The sequence below is a fragment of the Amycolatopsis sp. NBC_01307 genome (assembly GCF_035975215.1).
Taxonomy (GTDB): Bacteria; Actinomycetota; Actinomycetes; order Mycobacteriales; family Pseudonocardiaceae; genus Amycolatopsis.
Window position 1 is genome coordinate 6275971 of sequence record NZ_CP108403.1, and the last position, 16811, is coordinate 6292781.

Annotated in this window: 22 protein-coding genes; 11 read left to right on the plus strand and 11 right to left on the minus strand. The window is 72.7% G+C overall.

Features of this window, described 5'->3' with window-relative positions; all coding sequences use genetic code 11:
- The first annotated feature begins 24 nt into the window (after positions 1–24).
- Complete coding sequence (locus OG439_RS26885; protein ID WP_326943599.1) at positions 25–645, plus strand: glyoxalase; 621 nt, start codon at positions 25–27, stop codon at positions 643–645.
- Positions 645–770 (plus strand): hypothetical protein, encoded by a 126-nt coding sequence (locus OG439_RS26890; RefSeq protein ID WP_326943600.1) that lies wholly within the window; start codon positions 645–647, stop codon positions 768–770. Before OG439_RS26885 ends, OG439_RS26890 begins: the two co-directional genes overlap by 1 nt.
- On the opposite strand, the gene OG439_RS26895 is transcribed toward OG439_RS26890, so the two are convergent.
- Entirely contained in the window at positions 755–1090 is a 336-nt protein-coding gene (locus OG439_RS26895; RefSeq protein ID WP_247055812.1) for a cupin domain-containing protein, read from the minus strand. The two genes, OG439_RS26890 and OG439_RS26895, sit on opposite strands and share 16 nt — an antisense overlap.
- Positions 1091–1162: 72 nt before the next feature.
- Here OG439_RS26895 and OG439_RS26900 point away from each other — a divergent pair, with 72 nt between their 5' ends.
- Complete coding sequence (locus tag OG439_RS26900; protein WP_326943601.1) at positions 1163–2137, plus strand: GlxA family transcriptional regulator; 975 nt, start codon at positions 1163–1165, stop codon at positions 2135–2137.
- Here OG439_RS26900 and infA read toward each other — a convergent pair.
- The 4 genes from infA to OG439_RS26920 form a co-directional block, all read right to left on the minus strand.
- A complete protein-coding gene (gene infA, locus OG439_RS26905; RefSeq protein ID WP_305879353.1) occupies positions 2085–2306 on the minus strand; it encodes a translation initiation factor IF-1 in 222 nt (73 codons plus the stop codon). The two genes, OG439_RS26900 and infA, sit on opposite strands and share 53 nt — an antisense overlap.
- Positions 2306–3052, minus strand: a complete 747-nt coding sequence (locus OG439_RS26910; protein ID WP_326943602.1) for a GNAT family N-acetyltransferase — start codon at positions 3050–3052, stop codon at positions 2306–2308. Before OG439_RS26910 ends, infA begins: the two co-directional genes overlap by 1 nt.
- Complete coding sequence (locus OG439_RS26915) at positions 3049–3783, minus strand: alpha/beta hydrolase (protein WP_326943603.1); 735 nt, start codon at positions 3781–3783, stop codon at positions 3049–3051. The genes OG439_RS26910 and OG439_RS26915 overlap by 4 nt, the downstream gene beginning before the upstream one ends.
- Before the next feature lie 300 nt (positions 3784–4083).
- Positions 4084–4941: an NmrA family NAD(P)-binding protein gene (locus OG439_RS26920; protein WP_326943604.1), complete on the minus strand. Its 858-nt coding sequence runs from the start codon at positions 4939–4941 to the stop codon at positions 4084–4086.
- 74 nt (positions 4942–5015) lie between these two features.
- On the opposite strand from OG439_RS26920, the gene OG439_RS26925 reads away from it, so the two are divergent.
- Together OG439_RS26925 and OG439_RS26930 are read left to right on the plus strand one after the other, a co-directional pair.
- Positions 5016–5657 carry a TetR/AcrR family transcriptional regulator gene (locus tag OG439_RS26925; protein WP_326943605.1) on the plus strand — a complete coding sequence of 214 codons (642 nt, stop codon included), beginning with the start codon at positions 5016–5018 and terminating at the stop codon, positions 5655–5657.
- 20 nt (positions 5658–5677) lie between these two features.
- Complete coding sequence (locus OG439_RS26930) at positions 5678–6478, plus strand: Fpg/Nei family DNA glycosylase (RefSeq protein WP_326943606.1); 801 nt, start codon at positions 5678–5680, stop codon at positions 6476–6478.
- A 162-nt stretch (positions 6479–6640) separates the two neighbouring features.
- Here OG439_RS26930 and OG439_RS26935 read toward each other — a convergent pair whose 3' ends face one another.
- Positions 6641–7123 carry a DinB family protein gene (locus OG439_RS26935; protein WP_326943607.1) on the minus strand — a complete coding sequence of 161 codons (483 nt, stop codon included), beginning with the start codon at positions 7121–7123 and terminating at the stop codon, positions 6641–6643.
- Between the two features lie 60 nt (positions 7124–7183).
- Here OG439_RS26935 and OG439_RS26940 point away from each other — a divergent pair, with 60 nt between their 5' ends.
- Positions 7184–7978, plus strand: a complete 795-nt coding sequence (locus tag OG439_RS26940; RefSeq protein ID WP_326943608.1) for a PIG-L family deacetylase — start codon at positions 7184–7186, stop codon at positions 7976–7978.
- Positions 7979–8076: 98 nt separating this feature from the next.
- On the opposite strand, the gene OG439_RS26945 is transcribed toward OG439_RS26940, so the two are convergent.
- The gene (locus OG439_RS26945) at positions 8077–8475 is read right to left on the minus strand and encodes a RidA family protein (protein ID WP_326943609.1); all 399 of its coding nucleotides are present in this window, start codon (positions 8473–8475) and stop codon (positions 8077–8079) included.
- A gap of 45 nt (positions 8476–8520) precedes the next feature.
- Between OG439_RS26945 and mtnA the strand changes: the two genes are divergently transcribed.
- The gene (mtnA, locus tag OG439_RS26950) at positions 8521–9486 is read left to right on the plus strand and encodes an S-methyl-5-thioribose-1-phosphate isomerase (protein WP_326943610.1); all 966 of its coding nucleotides are present in this window, start codon (positions 8521–8523) and stop codon (positions 9484–9486) included.
- On the opposite strand, the gene OG439_RS26955 is transcribed toward mtnA, so the two are convergent.
- The 3 genes from OG439_RS26955 to OG439_RS26965 all read right to left on the minus strand — a co-directional run bounded on the left by OG439_RS26955 (position 9483) and on the right by OG439_RS26965 (position 11368).
- Positions 9483–9698, minus strand: coding sequence for a ferredoxin (locus OG439_RS26955; protein ID WP_326943611.1), 216 nt, complete (start codon positions 9696–9698; stop codon positions 9483–9485). The genes mtnA and OG439_RS26955 overlap by 4 nt on opposite strands.
- Before the next feature lie 14 nt (positions 9699–9712).
- Positions 9713–10903 (minus strand): cytochrome P450, encoded by a 1191-nt coding sequence (locus OG439_RS26960; protein WP_326943612.1) that lies wholly within the window; start codon positions 10901–10903, stop codon positions 9713–9715.
- Between the two features lie 108 nt (positions 10904–11011).
- On the minus strand, positions 11012–11368 hold the full coding sequence (locus OG439_RS26965; RefSeq protein ID WP_326943613.1) for a VOC family protein: 357 nt from the start codon (positions 11366–11368) through the stop codon (positions 11012–11014).
- A 109-nt stretch (positions 11369–11477) separates the two neighbouring features.
- Between OG439_RS26965 and OG439_RS26970 the strand changes: the two genes are divergently transcribed.
- From OG439_RS26970 to OG439_RS26985, 4 genes are read left to right on the plus strand one after another with little or no spacing between them, the layout of a single operon-like run.
- Positions 11478–11990, plus strand: a complete 513-nt coding sequence (locus tag OG439_RS26970) for a PadR family transcriptional regulator (RefSeq protein ID WP_326943614.1) — start codon at positions 11478–11480, stop codon at positions 11988–11990.
- Entirely contained in the window at positions 11977–13191 is a 1215-nt protein-coding gene (locus OG439_RS26975; protein ID WP_326943615.1) for a cytochrome P450, read from the plus strand. The genes OG439_RS26970 and OG439_RS26975 overlap by 14 nt, the downstream gene beginning before the upstream one ends.
- Positions 13192–13201: 10 nt before the next feature.
- Entirely contained in the window at positions 13202–13399 is a 198-nt protein-coding gene (locus OG439_RS26980) for a ferredoxin (RefSeq protein ID WP_326943616.1), read from the plus strand.
- Between the two features lie 42 nt (positions 13400–13441).
- Entirely contained in the window at positions 13442–14005 is a 564-nt protein-coding gene (locus OG439_RS26985; protein ID WP_326943617.1) for a TetR/AcrR family transcriptional regulator, read from the plus strand.
- 41 nt (positions 14006–14046) lie between these two features.
- Here the strand turns inward: OG439_RS26985 and OG439_RS26990 are convergent, their stop codons facing one another.
- Positions 14047–16794, minus strand: a complete 2748-nt coding sequence (locus tag OG439_RS26990) for an FAD-binding and (Fe-S)-binding domain-containing protein (protein WP_326943618.1) — start codon at positions 16792–16794, stop codon at positions 14047–14049.
- Between the last annotated feature and the right edge of the window lie 17 nt (positions 16795–16811).

Sequence of the window (16811 nt, forward strand, 5' to 3'; positions counted from 1 at the left end):
CGGGTCGCGCCTAGCGTTACCGCCATGACCTCCATCGAAAACATCACCCTCGAGGTGGCCGACACCGCGGCCGCCGAACGCTTCTACGCCGCCGCCTTCGGGCTGGGCGACCGGCTCCGCCTGCGGGCCTCCGAGGCGCCCAGCACCGGCTTCCGCGGCTTCACCCTGTCGCTCATCGTGTCCCAGCCGGCCAACGTCGACGCCCTGATCGACGCCGCCCTCGAAGCCGGCGCCACAGCGCTCAAGCCCGCCGCGAAGTCGATGTGGGGCTACGGCGGCGTCGTCCAGGCGCCGGACGGCACCATCTGGAAAGTCGCGACGTCCGCGAAGAAGAACAGCGGCCCCGCCACCAAGCAGGTCGACGACGTCGCGCTCCTGCTCGGCGTCAGCGACATCGTGGCGAGCAAGAAGTTCTACGCCGACCACGGCCTCGCCGTCGGGAAGAGCTTCGGCCGCATGTACGTCGAGTTCGCGACCACCGGCGTCAAGCTGGGGCTCTACCGGCACAAGGCCCTCGCGAAGGACGCCGGCGTCTCCCCCGAGGGCCGGGGCTCGCACCGGATCGCCGTCGTCGGCGGCGACGCGCCCCTCACCGACCCCGACGGCTTCACCTGGGAAGCCGCCTCGATGGCCGCCAAGTCCTGATGTGCCACCACTACCTGCTCGCCCGGCTCGCCGAGCTGTCCGAGGACGACGACGTCGAGGCGCTGCCAGCCGGCAACGAAGTCCCGTCGCCCGAGGAGAGCCTCGATCCTCAGCCCTGCGGGTAGAAGAGGAACAGCGTGCAGCCGGTGGCCGTCGCGGGCACGTGCCACGAGCCGGCCGGCGCGTGCAGGAACGTCCCGGCCGGGTAGTCGCGGGCGCCGTCGTTGAAGGTGCCCGCGACGACGTAGACCTCCTCCGGGCCGGGCTCGTGGACGTCGCGGCGCGGCCACGACGTGCCCGGGTCCATCTCCAGCACGCCGGCGTGCGCGCCGGCCGGGTCCGTCCACAACGGACGGTGACGGATCCCGGGGAACAGTTCCCGGACGGGGGCTTCCTCGACGGAGACAGCGGTGTAGCCCGGCTGGGCGAGGATCTCGGGGTGCATGTCCCCCACCGTGCCGCGCCCGGGCGGCGCGGGGACAGTGTCGACAAAGACACCTTGGGGTACTTTCCTGCCATGCATCGCGTGGTGGCCCTGGTGCGGCCGGTGCAGTCGACCTTCGAGCTCGGCTGCGCCGCCGAGGTCTTCGGCACGCCCCGGACCGGCGTGCCGCGGCACTACGAGTTCGACGTCTGCGCCGAGACGCCCGGCCCGGTGCCGACGTCGGCCGGGTACACGATGTCCGTGCCGCTGGGGCTTTCGGCGCTCGCGTCCGCCGACACGGTGATCATCCCCGGCTGGGCGCCGGTCGAGGCGCCGCTCCCCGCCCGCGTGCGCCGGGCCCTGCTGCGGGCCCACGCCCGGGGCGCGCGGCTCGTCACGATCTGCTCCGGCGTGTTCGCGCTCGCCCGCACCGGGCTGCTGGACGGCCGCTCGGCCACGACGCACTGGCAGCGCGCCGCCCAGCTGCAGCGGGAGTTCCCCGACGTCCGGGTCGAGGCCGACGCGCTCTACGTCGACCACGGCGACGTCGCGACGAGCGCCGGTGCGGGCGCGGGGATCGACCTGTGCCTGCACCTCGTCCGGCAGGACCACGGGGCCGCGCACGCGGCGCTCGTCGCGCGGCACATGGTGATGCCGCCGCACCGCGACGGCGGCCAGGCGCAGTACGCGCCGCCGGCCCCGCCCGCGGACGCCCTGGACGGCCTCCTCGACTGGGCCGGCGCACGCCTCGGGACGTCGTTGTCCGTCGGCGACCTGGCCGCGCACCTGAGCGTCTCGCCGCGCACGCTGGCCCGGCGCTTCGCCGGGCAGCTGGGCACGAGCCCCGGCGCCTGGCTGCTGTCGCGCCGGGTCGCCGAGGCCCGCATCCTACTCGAGGAGACCGACCTGCCGGTGGAGGCGGTCGCGGCGCGCGTCGGCCTGACCTCCGCGGTCAACCTCCGCCGCCGCTTCCGCACCCTGGTCGGCACGACGCCGGGTGCCTACCGGCGGGCGTTCAGCTCCGGTAGCGGAACAGGATCCGGCCGCGGCTCAGGTCGTACGGGCTGAGCTCCACCAGCACCCGGTCGTACGGCAGGATCTTGATGTAGTTGCGCCGGATCTTGCCGCTGATGTGCGCGAGCACCTTGTGCCCGTTTTCCAGCTCCACCCGGAAAGTGGCGTTGCGCAGGCACTCCACGACCGTGCCTTCGATCTCGATGCTGCCGGTCTTCGCCATCAGCGGATCACCAGCTCGAGGTTGCTGCTCGCCCGCCGGGCGCCGGCGCCCTCGACCAACGCCGTGGCGGCCGCGTTGGCTTCGTTGACCTCGGCCGACGCCGTGGCGACGCCGGAGCGGTGCAGCGCACCCAGTACGTAGGAGAGCAGCGCCCACGCGATGCCCCGGCGTCGCAGGTCGGCACGAACGGCGATCAGCCCGATCCGCGGCTGCCGGAGCGGCACGACCCGGACCATGCCGACGTAGTCACCGGCCCGCGCGGCCACGGCGTACCGCGACGGGTCCAGCACGGACCGCACCTCGGCCGGCATCTCCTGCCAGCCGATCGTGGCCTCGACCTCGTCGCGGATCACCCGATCCAGCTCTTTCAACGGCTCCTCTTCCGCATCGCCGACGCCGATCATGGTCACGCCGGACGGCGCTGGTGCCAGGTCGGCGCGGGTGGGCACGACGTACTCCCACTCGCGACGGCGGATCGAGAAACCGGCGCGCAGCCAGTCGGTGATCAGGTCGAGGTCGGCCTCGTCGACCACGGTGTACAGCGGCCGCGGCAGATCGCGCAGCATGGCGTCGGCAAGGTGGTCGAAAACGGCGCCGCGCCAGGCGTCGACGCTGAGGAAGACCCGCCCGTCGGGCCGGCGCGACGCCTCGCCGCGGCCGACAACCAGGTCGTCTTCCAGCGCGTGCCAGTGCCGCTCCGCGACCCGGGTGACGACCGTCTTCTCGTGCGTGTCCGGCGGGTTCATCGGGCACCGCCGAGGTGCCGGGCGAAGAACCGGACGGCGCTGTCGGCCTCGAACCGCGGCAGCTCCTTGTGCGCGCCGGCGTTGGCGTGCAAGGACTTCTCCTTCGAACCGAAGGCGTCGAACAACGCGAGGCCGGCTTCGCGCGGGATGTGCTCGTCGTCCCACTGGAGGGCGAACTCGATCGGGATCGTGATGCGTTTCGCCGTCTCCGCCAGGGGTTCGGGCCAGAAGAGCCCGAAGACCGCGGCGGCGATCCGGGGTTCGGCCGCCGTCAACGGCACGCCGATCGCGGTACCCATGTTGAGGCCGAAGTAGCCGACCGGCCCGTCGAAACCGGCGTCCTGGAGCGCGTCGAGCGCCGCCCGCCATTCGGGGACGGCCTGCTCCGCCAGGTGCGCGTTGTACCGGACGACGATCGGTCCGACGGGCTCGCCGGCGGCCATCGCCGCCTGCATGACGGCGATCTCCCGCTCGTCATGGGCGGTGCGCGGCCGGTCGCCGTGCCCGGGCGCGTCGAGAACGGCGACGGCGAACCCACAGCCGGCGACGATCCGCTCGGCCCGGCCGGTCATGGCGGGGGCCTTCTTGTGCGTGCCGCCGCCGTGGCCCATCAGGACCAGGGGAAGGTGCTCGCCACCCGCGGCGGGTGACCAGAGGACACCGGGAACGTCGCCCACGGTGAAGTCGCGTTCGAGAACGCCGTTCGAAGAGGTTTCTGCGGTGAAGTGCATGAGGTGCTGCCTTTCGGGAGAGTCAGGACGCTCCCGGCGACACCTACGCCGACCACCCGGCCGTGACACGGGAAGGGAGCACCCACGGCAATACGTTCACGGGGCTCACCTCCTCAGGCAGTACACGGTCTTTTGGTGACACTACCGGCTCGGCTTGAGCAGTCCAACTCATTTACCGGCGAGCATCCGATGGCGACTTCGCCTTCCCGGAGGTGGCCGCCAGAACCGACGTAACGACCGTCCCCGATGAGGACCAGCGCCCGCGGAGCCCGTTTCCCGAGGACGCCGGACCTCGCTTTGTTACGCCTGCTTCGCGATGACCTCCTCCAACACCGACCGCATCGACGTCGCCGGGTGGCCCAGCAGGCGCTCCAGTTCCGGGTCCACCGTCGCGAACTCGCCGCGGCGTGCCGCGTGGAACATGCCCAGCAGCATCCGCGCCTGCGGTGCCGGGACGCCGTGGCCGGTCAGCGACTGCACCCACTCCTCGTCGTCCGCCACCACTCGCCGGATCGTGCGGCCCGTCAGCTCCGAGAGGATGCGCGCGACGTCCGTGAGGTCCAGCGCCACCGGGGCGGTCAACGGCGGCGTCGGGCCCTCGAAAGACCCGTCGGACGCCAGGATGATCGCCGCCGCTTCGGCGAGGTCGGCGTGCGCGGTCCAGGACACCGGGCCGTCCGCCGGGGCGACCAGCTCGCCGGTTTCCAGTGCCGCGCCGAGCAGCTGGGGCACCGTGCTCGCGTAGAACCCGTTGCGCAGCACGGTGAACGGCGTGCCCGTCTTGGCCAGGTACGCCTCCGTCGCCGCGTGGTCGGGCATCGGTGCGAACAGTGAATCGTCGGCCGCGCCCTGGTGGCTCGTGTAGAGGATGCGCTCCGCACCCGCGTCCCGGGCGGCCTCGATCGCCGTGACGTGGCTCTGGACCGCCTTCCCGCCCGTCTCGTTCGCCGAGACGATGAGCACCTGCGTGGCGCCCTCGAAAGCCTCCGCGAGGGACTGCGGGTCGCCGAAGTCGCCGCGCCGCACGCGCACGCCGAGGTCGCCGGCGCGGCCGACGTCGCGCACGCTCACTGCAACCTGCTCGGCCGGGACGCGCTCGCGCAGCCGCTCGACGATCCGGGAACCGAGCTTGCCGGTCCCACCGGTGATGACGATCATGGTCCACCTCTCGCTAACGTTGATAGTAACGACGTTAGCATCATGGATACCACAGATGCGTTACCATCGAAACCATGAGGACGGTCCGGGGCGAGACGCGCACGAACATCGTCGAGGTCGCGGCGCGGCTCCTGCGCGAACAGGGCGTGGCCGCGGTCACGATCCGCGCCGTCGCGCAGGCGGCCGGCCTGCAGCCGCCGGCCATCTACCGGTTCTTCGCGGACAAGGACGCCCTGCTCGACGTCGTCGCCGAGCACGTCTTCAGCACCTACGTCACCGGGAAGGCCGTCGACGAGACGCTCGATCCCGTGGCCGACCTGCGCGCCGGGTGGGACGCGCACATCGCCTTCGGCCTCGCCAACGCGGCGTTGTTCGGCCTGCTGATCGACCCGCGGCGGACGTCCGGCGGCGCCGCGGCCGCCGGGCTGGCGGTCCTGCGCGCCCGCGTCCGGCGTGTCGCGGCGACCGGGCGCCTGCGGGTCACCGAACGCCGGGCCGTCGAGGTGATCCACGCGGCCGGCACCGGCGCCGTGCTCACGCTGCTGGCCGTGCCGCCGGACGACCGGGAACCCGGGCTCGCCGACACGATGTACCAGGCCGTGCTGCACGCGATCCTCGGCGACGCGCCGGCGCCCGACGCCGTCGTGCCGGGACTGTCGAAGCTGACCACCGCCGAACGCACCCTGCTGGACGAGTGGCTCAGCCGGCCCGGCTGAGCTGGGGCAGACTGGGCGGCGTGCCGGAACTCCCCGAGGTCGAGCTCGCCCGTCAGGTTCTCATCGGCGCGCTCGGCCGCAAGATCCGTGACGTCGACGACCACGACGACTGGGTCTGCCGGCCGCACCCGCCCGGCGAGATCGCCGCCGCGCTGACCGGCGGGCGGCTGACCGCCGCGCACCGGCGTGGCAAGACGCTGTGGTGTGAAACCGAAGGCGGCGACGGGCAGCCCGGCCCGAACCTCGGCCTGCACCTGGGGATGGCCGGCCAGCTGCGGCTCGGCGACGAGCGCGGGCCGCTCGGCCCGGAGCAGCTCAGCGGCCGCGTGGAGAAACCCGAGTGGTTCCGGTTCGGGATCACCTTCACCGACGGCGAACAGCTGGTCCTGTTCGACACGCGACGGCTGGGCCGGGTGCGCCTCGACCCCGATCTCGACGCGCTGGGCCCCGACGCCGGCGAGATCTCGCGGGCGGACTTCCGGGAGCGCGTCGGCCGCGGCCGGGCGCCGCTGAAGGCGCGGCTGCTCGACCAGTCCGTGGTGGCCGGGATCGGCAACCTGCTGGCCGACGAAACCCTGTGGCAGGCCGCGCTGAGCCCGTCGCGGCCGGTGGACGGCCTGACCGGCGCCGAGCTCACCGAGCTCCACAAGGCACTGAAGAAGGCGTTGCGCGCCGCGATCAAGCACGGCGGCGTGCACACCGGCGAGATCATCGGGCACCGCCGCGCCGGCGACCACTGCCCCCGCTGCGGCGCGGAGATGGCGCACGGCACGGTCGGCGGCCGGTCTACGTGGTGGTGTTCGAAGGAACAGCTGGACTAGGCGCTGCCGGAGTGAGTCTGCTCGATGGGCTTCGTGATCCAGGTGGTTCCTGGCGGTGCGGGCGGGTCACCCTCGTACCGGGTCGTACTCGGGTGATCCCGCCCGTGCCGCCAGGGGCCGCCTGGGCGCGAAGACCGCGAGCTTGACTTACTCCGGCAGTGCCTAGCGCGGGCCCAGCCCGGTGCGGCCGTCGATCAGCTCGCGCACGACGTCCAGCTGGCCGGCGTGCCGGGCCGTCTCCTCGATCACGTGCAGCACGACCCCGCGCAGGTCGGCGATCTCCGCCTCCGGCAGGTCGGGAAACCGGCCCTTCGACGGCGTGTCGAGCGGCGTCGCGGCGAAGATCTCGTCGGACCGGCGGCATTGTTCGCGGTAGAAGGCGAAAACGACGTCCGGGGCGCGCGGGGTGGTCAGCGGCGCGTGGTCGTCGTCCGGCCAGGCGACCGGGCCGGCGGTGCCGGTGACGATCTCCTGGAACCAGAACCGCTCGGCGTACCCGAGGTGCTCCACCATGCCCAGCGGGGTCCAGCCGGACGGCAGGACCGGGGTCGTCAGCGCCGGCTCCCCCAGTCCTTCGAGGATCGCCAGGACGGCGGCCCGCTGGGCGTGCAGGTACCTCAGCAGCGTGCGCTTTTCACCGTCCACGACCGCGGACCTTAGCGGTCCGCGCGGAATTTGTCGGGGGTTGCCGGTAGCGTCGGTTTCATGGCAACACTGGTCACCTTCCACGCCCACCCCGACGACGAGTGCCTGCGCACCGCCGGCGTCATGCGCAAGGCCGTCGAGGACGGCCACCGCGTCGTGCTGGTCGTCGCGACGCGCGGCGAGGTCGGCGAAGTACCCGACGGATTCCTCGCCGAGGGCGAAAAACTCGAGGACCGCCGCGTCCAGGAGGCGCACGCGGCCGCGAAGATCCTCGGCGTGGAACGCGTCGAGTTCCTCGGCTACCGCGACTCCGGGATGATGGGCGAAGCGACGAACGACGATCCGGCGTGCTTCTGGCAGGCCGACGTCGAAGCGGCCGCCGTCCAGCTCGCGGTGATCCTGCGCGAGGAGTCGGCGAGCGTGCTGACGGTCTACGACGACAACGGCGATTACGGCCACCCCGACCACATCCAGGTCCACCGCGTCGGCGTCCGCGCGGCCGAGCTGGCCGGCACCCCCCGCGTCTTCCAGGCGACGTTCAACCGCGAGTTCATGCAGCGCGGCTTCGACGCCGCGGTCGAGGAGGGCCTGATGCCGCCGGAGGCGAGGCCGAACCCGCCGGAGAACGTCGAGTTCGGCAAGCCGGAAGCCGAGATCACGGCGGCGGTGGACGTCTCGAAGTACGTGGACGCCAAGCGCGCGGCGATGCGCGCCCACCCGAGCCAGATCAGCGAGGACACGTTCATGCTGGCCATGCCGGACGAAGCGTTCGCCTTCGCGTTCGGCACGGAGTGGTACATCCGCGCGGGCCAGGGCCCGGGCATCACGGAGACGGACCTGATGGCCGGACTCTGACCCCAGCAGGACTGGGAATCACGGGCCGCGGGCAGGCGGGCCGGCGGGCCGGTTCGGGCGGAGCTGGGGTTGGGCGGAGCCGGTCCAGCCGGGCGGGCTTACGCGAGCGCCGCCGTGACGTCCAGCTCCACCAGCTGGTCCGTGTACCCGAGCTGTGCCACCCCCAGCAGCGTGCTCGCCGTGGTGAAGGCCGCGCCGAGTGGCGACTCCGTCAAGCGGTCCCAGACCGCCGACAGCGTCGCGCGGTCGTCGGTCACCACGTAGATCACCGTGCGGACCACGTCCTCCGGGGTCGCGCCCGCGAAGGCCAGCGCGGCCAGGGTGTTGGCCACCACCTGGTCGGTCTGGGCCAGTACGTCTCCGTCGACGACCTTGCCGGCCGCGGTCAGCGGGCACTGGCCCGCCAGGTACACCGTGCGGCCCGCCGCGGCCACCGTCACGTGGTGGTAGCCCGGCGTCGCGTGCAGGCCGGGCGGGTTCTGCCGTTGAATGGTCACGACCCGCATCCTCTCCGGGCGGGCAACCGGATTTCGGGAGGGCGCGTGCGCAGGACCATCGACTGGGCGGACGGCGCGATCGTCATCATCGATCAGACCGCGCTGCCCGGTGACTACCGGCTGCTGGAGCTGCGCACCGTCGGCGAGCTGGTCGACGCCATCAAGCGGCTCGCCGTCCGCGGCGCGCCCGCGCTCGGGGGTGCCGGTGCGCTCGGCGTCGCGCTCGCGGCCCGGCACGGCGGCGACGTCCGGGCCGACGCCGAGCTGGTCGCGGCCGCCCGCCCCACCGCCGTCAACCTGCGGTGGGGGGTGGAACGCGCGCTGGCCAAGCTCGACCAAGGGGCCGACGCCGTCCTCGCCGAAGCGCGCGCCCTGCTGACCGAGGACGAAGAACTCAACCGGACGGCGTCCGCGCACGCCGCCGAGATCGTGCTGGCCGCGTGCCCGCGCCGGCCGCTGCGGCTGCTCAGCCACTGCAACGCCGGCCGGCTCGCGACCGTCGCGTGGGGCAGCGCGCTCGGCGTCGTCTGGCACCTGCACGAGCGCGGGCTCGTCGAGGAGGTGCTCGTCGACGAGACGCGCCCGCTGCTGCAGGGCTCCCGGCTGACGGCGTGGGAGCTGGCGCAGGCCGGCGTGCCCTACCGCGTCCAGCCGGACGGCGCGGCCGCCGCGGCGATGGCCCGCGGGATGGTCGACTGCGTGCTCGTCGGCGCCGACCGGATCGCCGCCAACGGCGACGTGGCCAACAAGATCGGCACCTACGGCCTGGCCATCGCCGCCGCGCACCACGGCGTGCCGTTCGTCGTCGTCGCGCCGTCGTCCACAGTGGACAGTTCACTCGCGGACGGCACGGGCATCACCATCGAGGAACGCGACGCCCGCGAGCTCACCGAATACGCCGGTACCGGCATCACGCCGCTGGGTGCGGCAGTGTTCAACCCCGCGTTCGACGTCACCCCGGCGGCCCTGATCACCGCCGTGGTCACCGAGAACGGCCGCTACGTCCCCTAGGGACGCGGGCCGATCTCGCGGCCGCCGTCGGTCACCAGGATCGCCATCGCCGGGCACGAGTCGGCGGCGTCGAGCACCGTCTCGTCCGCGTCGACCTCATCGGTGACCGTGCGCGCGACGGCACCGTCCAGCGCGAACACCTCGGGCATCAGGGACGCGCACATCCCCGATCCGATGCAGGTGTGTTCGTCGACCTCCACGTGCCAGCTCATGGTCACCTTCCGAGTCACCAGCCGATCGGCATCGACCGCGGTCCGCGGACGAGCATCTGCGTCTTCCACACGATATCGCCCGCGAGGTGCAGCCCGGGCAGCTCGGTGACCAACGCGCGGAGCGCCTCCTGCAGCTCGAGGCGAGCGAGCGGCGCGCCGAGGCAGTGGTGGACGCCGTGGCCGAAGCCGAGGTGGTGGTTGTCCCCGCGGTCGAAGCGCAACCGGTCCGCGTCGTCGAACTGCAGCCGGTCGCGGTTGGCCGCGCCGACCGCCACCAGCACCGGCTCGCCCGCCCGCACGAGCACCCCGCCGACCTCGATGTCCTCGGTGGCGTAGCGCGCGAACCCGGCGCCGGCGCCCAGCGGCACGAACCGCAGCAGCTCCTCGACCGCCGCCGGGATCAGGTCCGGGTCCTCCTGCAGCCGCTTCCACTGCCCGGGCTGGTCCAGCAGCGCGTAGACGAAGTTGGGGATCTGGCTAGCAGTGGTTTCGTGGCCGGCGACGAGGATGCCGACGCACAGGTCGACCAGCTCCAGCTCGGTCAGCCGGTCGCGGGTGTCGCGGGCCTCGATCAACGCCGTCATCAGGTCGTCCTGCGGCGCCGAGCGGTGTTCGGCGATCAGGCCGCGCATGTAGTCGCGCAGCTCCTCGCGGTTGCGCTCGAACTCCTCGGGCGTCAGCCCGCTGGTGGACAGCGCGGCGTCGCTCCAGACGCGGAACTTCGGCCGGTCCGCGACCGGGACGCCGAGCAGCTCGCAGATCACGGCGACCGGGATCGGCAGCGCGTAGGCGTCGACGAGGTCCGCGGTCGCCCCCGCGGCCTTCATGTCGGCGATCAGCTCGGCCGCGAGCCGGGCGACGCGCGGCCGGAGCAGCTCGACGCGGCGCATGGTGAACGCCTTCGCGACGAGCGTCCGCAGCCGCGTGTGGTCGGGCGGGTCCATCTGCAGGATCCCGCCGTCGCGCTGCACGGGCGAGCGGCGGGGAGCGTCCTTCTCCTTCTCCATCGCCCGCGAGAAGCGGCGGTCCCCCAGCACGAGCCGGGCGTCGGCGTAGCGCGTGGCCAGCCAGGCGGGCTCGCCGTAGGTCATCTTGACCCGCACCATGCCGTCCGCGTCGCGGGCGGCGGCGTAGGCCTCGTTCAGGTCGAGCCCGGCCTCCTCGTTGAACGGGTACGCGAGCGCCTCGGTGTGCGTGGTGGTCATGCGGGAACCCCCGTGGTCTCGTTTGTAAGCACCTGCTTGCAAACGCTACACAGCTTCGAGGCTCACGTCGAGCGTTCCGGCGACCACGCTGCGTACACCGCGGGCGGCTCAGCCGGCGGGCTGCCAGAGTTCGACGCGGTTGCCCTCGGGGTCGGTGACCCAGCCGAACTTGCCGACGCCGTCGAACTCCTGGGCCTCGGCCGCGACGTCGGCGCCGAGGTCGCGCAGCTGCGCCAGCATGGCGTCGAGGTCGCGGACCCGGAAGTTGAGCATCGTCTGCTGGGAGCGTGCGCCGAAGTAGTCGGTGTCCGCCTCGAACGGCGCGAAGACCGTGGGGCCCGCCTCCTGCCGCCAGGCCCCGTGCTCGTCGGTGTCGAGGCCGAGTTTCTCCCGGTACCAGGCGCTGAGCGCCGCCGGATCCGCCGCGCGGAGAAAGTACCCACCGATGCCGACCACACGTTCCATGCCGCGATCCTGCCAGGTCGTGGCGCCGCGCCGGACGACGGAAAGTTTCCGGCCGGTTGTCACCATGAGCCATTGCCGAGTCACGGAAACCTAGGTTACGGTGACCTAGGTGTGGATCGAGATCCTGCTGCTGTCGAGACTGGCCCGCGAACCGATGCACGGTTACGAGCTCCGCAAGGCCGTGGAGGCCTCGACCGGCCACACCTTGTCGAACAACTCGCTGTACCCGACGCTGCGGCGCTTCGTCGACGCCGGCGCGGTGAGCCGCAGCGCGGAGGAACAGGAGGCCAAACCGCCGCGGCACGTCTACACGGTCACCGACGTCGGGCGGGAGCTGCTGCACGACATGCTCGCCGACTTCCCGGACGACCTCGCGCTCAACGAAGCCGAGTTCCTCGCCAGGGTGGGGAACTTCGGCTGGCTGCGCGAAGGCGAGCGGGTACGCGTCATCGACGTCCGCGACCGCGGGCTCGCGGCCGAACACGAGCGGCTGACCCGGCTGCTCGCCGACCAGGCCGATCCGTGGAGCCGCGCCACCATGCGGCACGTCTGCGAGCAGTTCGACACCGAACGCGCCTGGCTCGCCGAACTGAAACGAGGAGCGGTTCATGACCACCACTGAAGAAACCCCTCGGCTGCCCTTCGCCCGCGCCAACGCGCTCGCGATCGCGCCGGACTACGAAGCGCTCCGGCAGCAGGCCCCGGTCAGCCGGGTGCTCACCCCCGCCGGCGACCCGGCGTGGCTGGTGACGTCGTTCGAGGAAGCCAAGGAAGTGTTCCGCGACAAGCGTTTCGGCCGCTCGCACCCGGCGCCCGAGCAGGCGTCGCGCATCTCCCACGCCGCGATCCAGGACGGCCCGAGCGGCGACTTCGACACCGAAGAGCAGGAGCACAAGCGGATGCGCCGGATGCTGGCGCCCGCGTTCTCCGCGCCGCGGATGCGCGCCCTCGGCGACCGGATCGACGAGCTGACCACCCGCTGCCTCGACGACATGCGGGCGGCGCACGACGCCCACCCCGGCGAGCCGGTCAACCTGACCGAGCTGCTCGCGTTCCCCTTGCCGGTGCTGGTGATCTGCGAGCTGCTCGGCGTCCCGTTCGCCGACCGCGAGCACTTCCGGAACCTGTCGGAGCGGATCGCCGTGATGGACGGCGGCGCCGACGCGCAGGCCGCGATGACCGAGTTCAAGGCCTACATGACCGGCCTGGCCGACGCCAAGCGCGCGAACCCGCAGGCCGACGTCATCTCCGACATGGTCGCGGTCCAGGCCGACGACCCGGCCTTCACCGACGACGACCTCGCGTGGCTCGCCGCCGGGCTGCTGTTCGCCGGCCACGAGACGACGTCCACCCGGATCGCGATGGGCGTGCTGTTCCTGCTCACCGACACCGCCCGCCGCGACCGCTTCGTGGCCGATCCCGATGGCGAGGTGAACCAGACCGTCGAGGAGATCCTGCGGATGACCGCCACCAGCGGCACCGGCCTGCTGCGTTACGCGCACGAGGACGTCGAGGTCGCCGGGACCCGGATCATGCGCGGCGACGCCGTGCTCATCTCCAGCGACGCCGCCAACCGCGACGCCGCGGCGTTCGCCGACCCGGACGAGTTCGACCCGGGCCGCACCCCGAACGTCCACCTCGCCTTCGGCACCGGCGCGCACGTCTGCATCGGCGCCAACCTGGCCCGCACCGAGCTGCGGACGGTCTTCCCCGCCCTGTTCCGCGCCTTCCCGGACATGCGCCTGGCCGTCGGCCTCGACGACATCGCCGTCCGCGTGAACCGCGTCGCGGGCGGCGTCGACCGCGTCCCCGTCACCTGGTGAGGAGCGCCCTGTGAAGATCAGCGTCGACACCGGGAAGTGCGTCTCGTCGGGCCAGTGCGTGCTGCTGGCGCCGGAGACGTTCGACCAGAACGAAGACGACGGCACGGTGGTCCTCCTCGCGGAGGAGCCGCCGGCCGGCGAGCGGGACGCGGCGCGCCAGGCGGAGCTGACCTGCCCGGCCGCGGCGATCCGGCTCGCCGAGGCCTGACCGCACCGCACCCGCGTCCGGTTTGCCGGTTAACCTTCAGCGGTGACCGAACAGCCGGGCCGGAAGCGGGACGCCGCCGCGACGCGCCTGGCGCTGCTCGACGCCGCCGCGGACCTGTTCGCCGACCGCGGTTTCGACCGGACCACCGTGCGGGACATCGCGAAGGAAGCGGGCGCCAACCAGTCGCTGCTCTTCCGCTACTTCGGCAGCAAAGAGGCGCTGTTCGAGGCGGTCATCGCGCGGAACACGCGCGAGCAGATCGCCTCGAACTCGCCGGAACGGCTGTTCAGCGCGACGTTGCGCGCCATGCTGGAACCGGGCGGCGAGCGCAACCGCACGCTGGAGACGTACCTGCGGTCACCGGGCAGCGACAGCGCCGCGGCCGCGATGCGGCAGGAGCTGGGCCGCGAGTACGCCGGCACGCTGGCGGGCCTGACCGACGCACCGGACGCCGAGCTGCGCGCCGACCTCGCGCTGGCCTGGCTGCTGGGCATCGGCCTGGTCCGCGAGGTCACCGCGAAGGAACCCCTGGCCAGCGCGGACCCGGACGACATCTGCCGCCTGGTGCTCGCCGCCACCCGGACCTTGCTGGAGCGCACGGAATAACGCTCGAGCAAGGCGGCACTTCACGTGAAAGTGCCGCCTCGTCAGGGCAACGCGCGTCGCAGCAGTTCCGCCAGGTGTACTGCCTGGCGGCCCGACTCCTGGGCGATCTGGGTCCGGCAGCTGAAGCCGTCGGAGACGACGACCGTGTCTTCCGAGGCCGCGCGGATCGCCGGGAGCATGCGGTCCTCCGCCACCGCCTTCGAGACGTCGTAGTGGCCGCGCTCGAAGCCGAAGTTGCCCGCCAGGCCACAACATCCCGCGTCCAGCGTCGTGTTGCGGATGCCCGCCGCCGCCATCGCCGACTCGTCGGCCGTGAAGCCGAGGACCGCGTGCTGGTGGCAGTGGACCTGGGTGATCGCGTCGACGTCCAGCGCCGCGAACGGGATCGGCGCGCGCTCCAGCAGTTCCGCGAAGGTGGCCGTGCGAGCTGCCAGCAACGACGCGCGCTCGTCGTCCGGCAGGAGCGCCGGGAGGTCGCCGCGGAACAGCGCCGTGCAGCTCGGCTCCAGCCCGGCGACCTCGTACCCCGCGTCCAGGTAGGGCGCCAGCACGTCCAGGGTCCGGCGCAGCACCCGGCGGGCGACGTCGAGCTGGCCGGTCGAGACCCACGTCAGTCCACAACAGACACCGCGGTCGGGCAGCACGACGTCGTAGCCGGCCGCGGTCAGCACCTCGTGGGCCGCGTCGAGCACCGACGGCGTCAGGTAGTTGTTGAACGAATCCGGCCACAGCACGACTTTCCGGTCGCCGGAAGCGCGCCGCCGCAGGTCGGCTCGCGCCGTCGTGAACGGCTTCCGCGCGAACTCCGGCAGCGCGCGTTCCGGCGCGATCCCGCCCAGCCGTTTCAGCAGGCCGGACAGCCGCGGCGAGCGGCCGACGGCGTTGGCCAGCCGCGGCGCCCGCGCGCTGGCCCGCAGCCACAGCGGCAGCCAGCCCATCGAGTAGTGCGCCGCCGGGCGCAGCCGCCGCCGGTAGTGCTGGTGCAGGAACTCCGCCTTGTACGTCGCCATGTCGACGTCCACCGGGCAGTCCGACAGGCATCCCTTGCAGGACAAGCACAAGTCGAGCGCGTCGTGGACCTCGGCGGAGCGCCAGCCGTCCGTGATGACCTCGCCGTTGAGCATCTCCGCGAGCAGGTGCGCCCGCCCGCGCGTCGAGTGCTGCTCCTCGCGGGTGGCGCGGTAGCTCGGGCACATGACGCCGCCGCCGCTGGTGTTGCGGCACTTCCCGACGCCGACGCAGCGACGCATCGCCTGCCCGAAACTCCCCCGGTCCTCGGGATAGCCGAGCACCGTGACGTCCTCGATGGACAGCGGCGCCGGGCGCACGCGCAGGTTCGCGTCGACCTTGCGCGGCTCGACGATGATGCCGGGGTTCATCCGCCCGGCCGGGTCGAAGATCGCCTTGAACCGCGCGAAGACGGCCATCATTTCCGGGCTGTACATCCGGGACAGCAGCTCCGACCGGGCCTGGCCGTCGCCGTGTTCGCCGGACAGGGAGCCGCCGTGCGCCGCGACGAGGTCCGCGGCCTCCTCCAGGAACCGCCGGAACCCGGCGATCCCTTGCTGCGACAGGAGATCGAAGTCCAGCCGCAGGTGCAGGCAGCCCTCGCCGTAGTGGCCGTAGACGACGCTCTTGCGCCCGTGCGCGCGCATGAGGTCCTTGAACTCGCGCAGGTACGCGCCGAGCCGCTCCGGCGGGACGGCCGCGTCCTCCCAGCCCGGCCACGCCTCGGAGCCGTCCGCGAGCCGGGTCGCCAGACCCGCGCCCTCCTCGCGGATCCGCCACAGCTCGCGCTGCGCGACCGGGTCGTCCAGCACGACGGACCCGGTCAGCTCCAGCGACGCGGCCAGCGCGCGGGCGCGTCCGGCGGCCTCGGCCGGGTCCGCGCCGGCCAGCTCGACGAACAGCCACGCGCCGCCCGGCGGCAGGTCGTTCCCGCGGCCGGGGAGCATCGCGACCAGCTCGGCGTCGACGCCTTCGACGGTCAGCGGCGACCACGGCAGGATCGACGGCACCGCGTCGGCCGCCGCGATGTCGGACGGGAAGCCCAGCACGGCCAGCACCCGGTGCCGCGGCAGCTCGGCCAGCGCGACCGTCGCCTCCAGCACCGTGACGCACGTGCCCTCCGAGCCGACCAGCGCCTTGGCGACGTCGAAGCCGTTCTCCGGCAGCAGGTGCTCCAGGCCGTAGCCGGAGACGCGCCGCGGCCACGTCGAAAGTTCCTTGCGCAACAACGCCAGGTTGTCCCGCACCAGCGCGCGCAGCTCGTCGAAGACCCGGCCCTCGGTGGGCTCGTCCGGACCGAGCCGCAGCCGCGTGCCGTCGTAGAGCAGGACGTCCAGCGAGCGCACGACGTCGACCGTGCGGCCCCACGCCACCGAGTGCGAGCCGCACGCGTTGTTGCCGATCATCCCGCCGATCGTGCAGCGGCTGTGCGTCGAGGGGTCCGGGCCGAACCGCAGCCCGTGCGGCGCCGCGACGGCTTGGAGGTCGTCGAGCACGGTCCCGGGCAGCACCCGCGCGAGCCGCGTCTCCGGGTCGAGCGAAAGCACCCCGCCGACGTGCCGCGAGGTGTCGATCACCAGCCCGGGCCCGCACGCGTTCCCGGCGACGCTGGTGCCGCCGCCGCGGGCGATCACTGGCAGGTCCTGGGCGCGGGCGGCGGCGACCGCGGCGACGACGTCGTCGACGGTCTCCGGCAGCACGACGCCCCGGGGCACGTGGCGGTAGTTGGAGGCGTCGGTCGTGTACAGCGCGAGCGTGGCGGTGTCGGTGAGGATCTCCACGCCCCCATTCAAGTCGA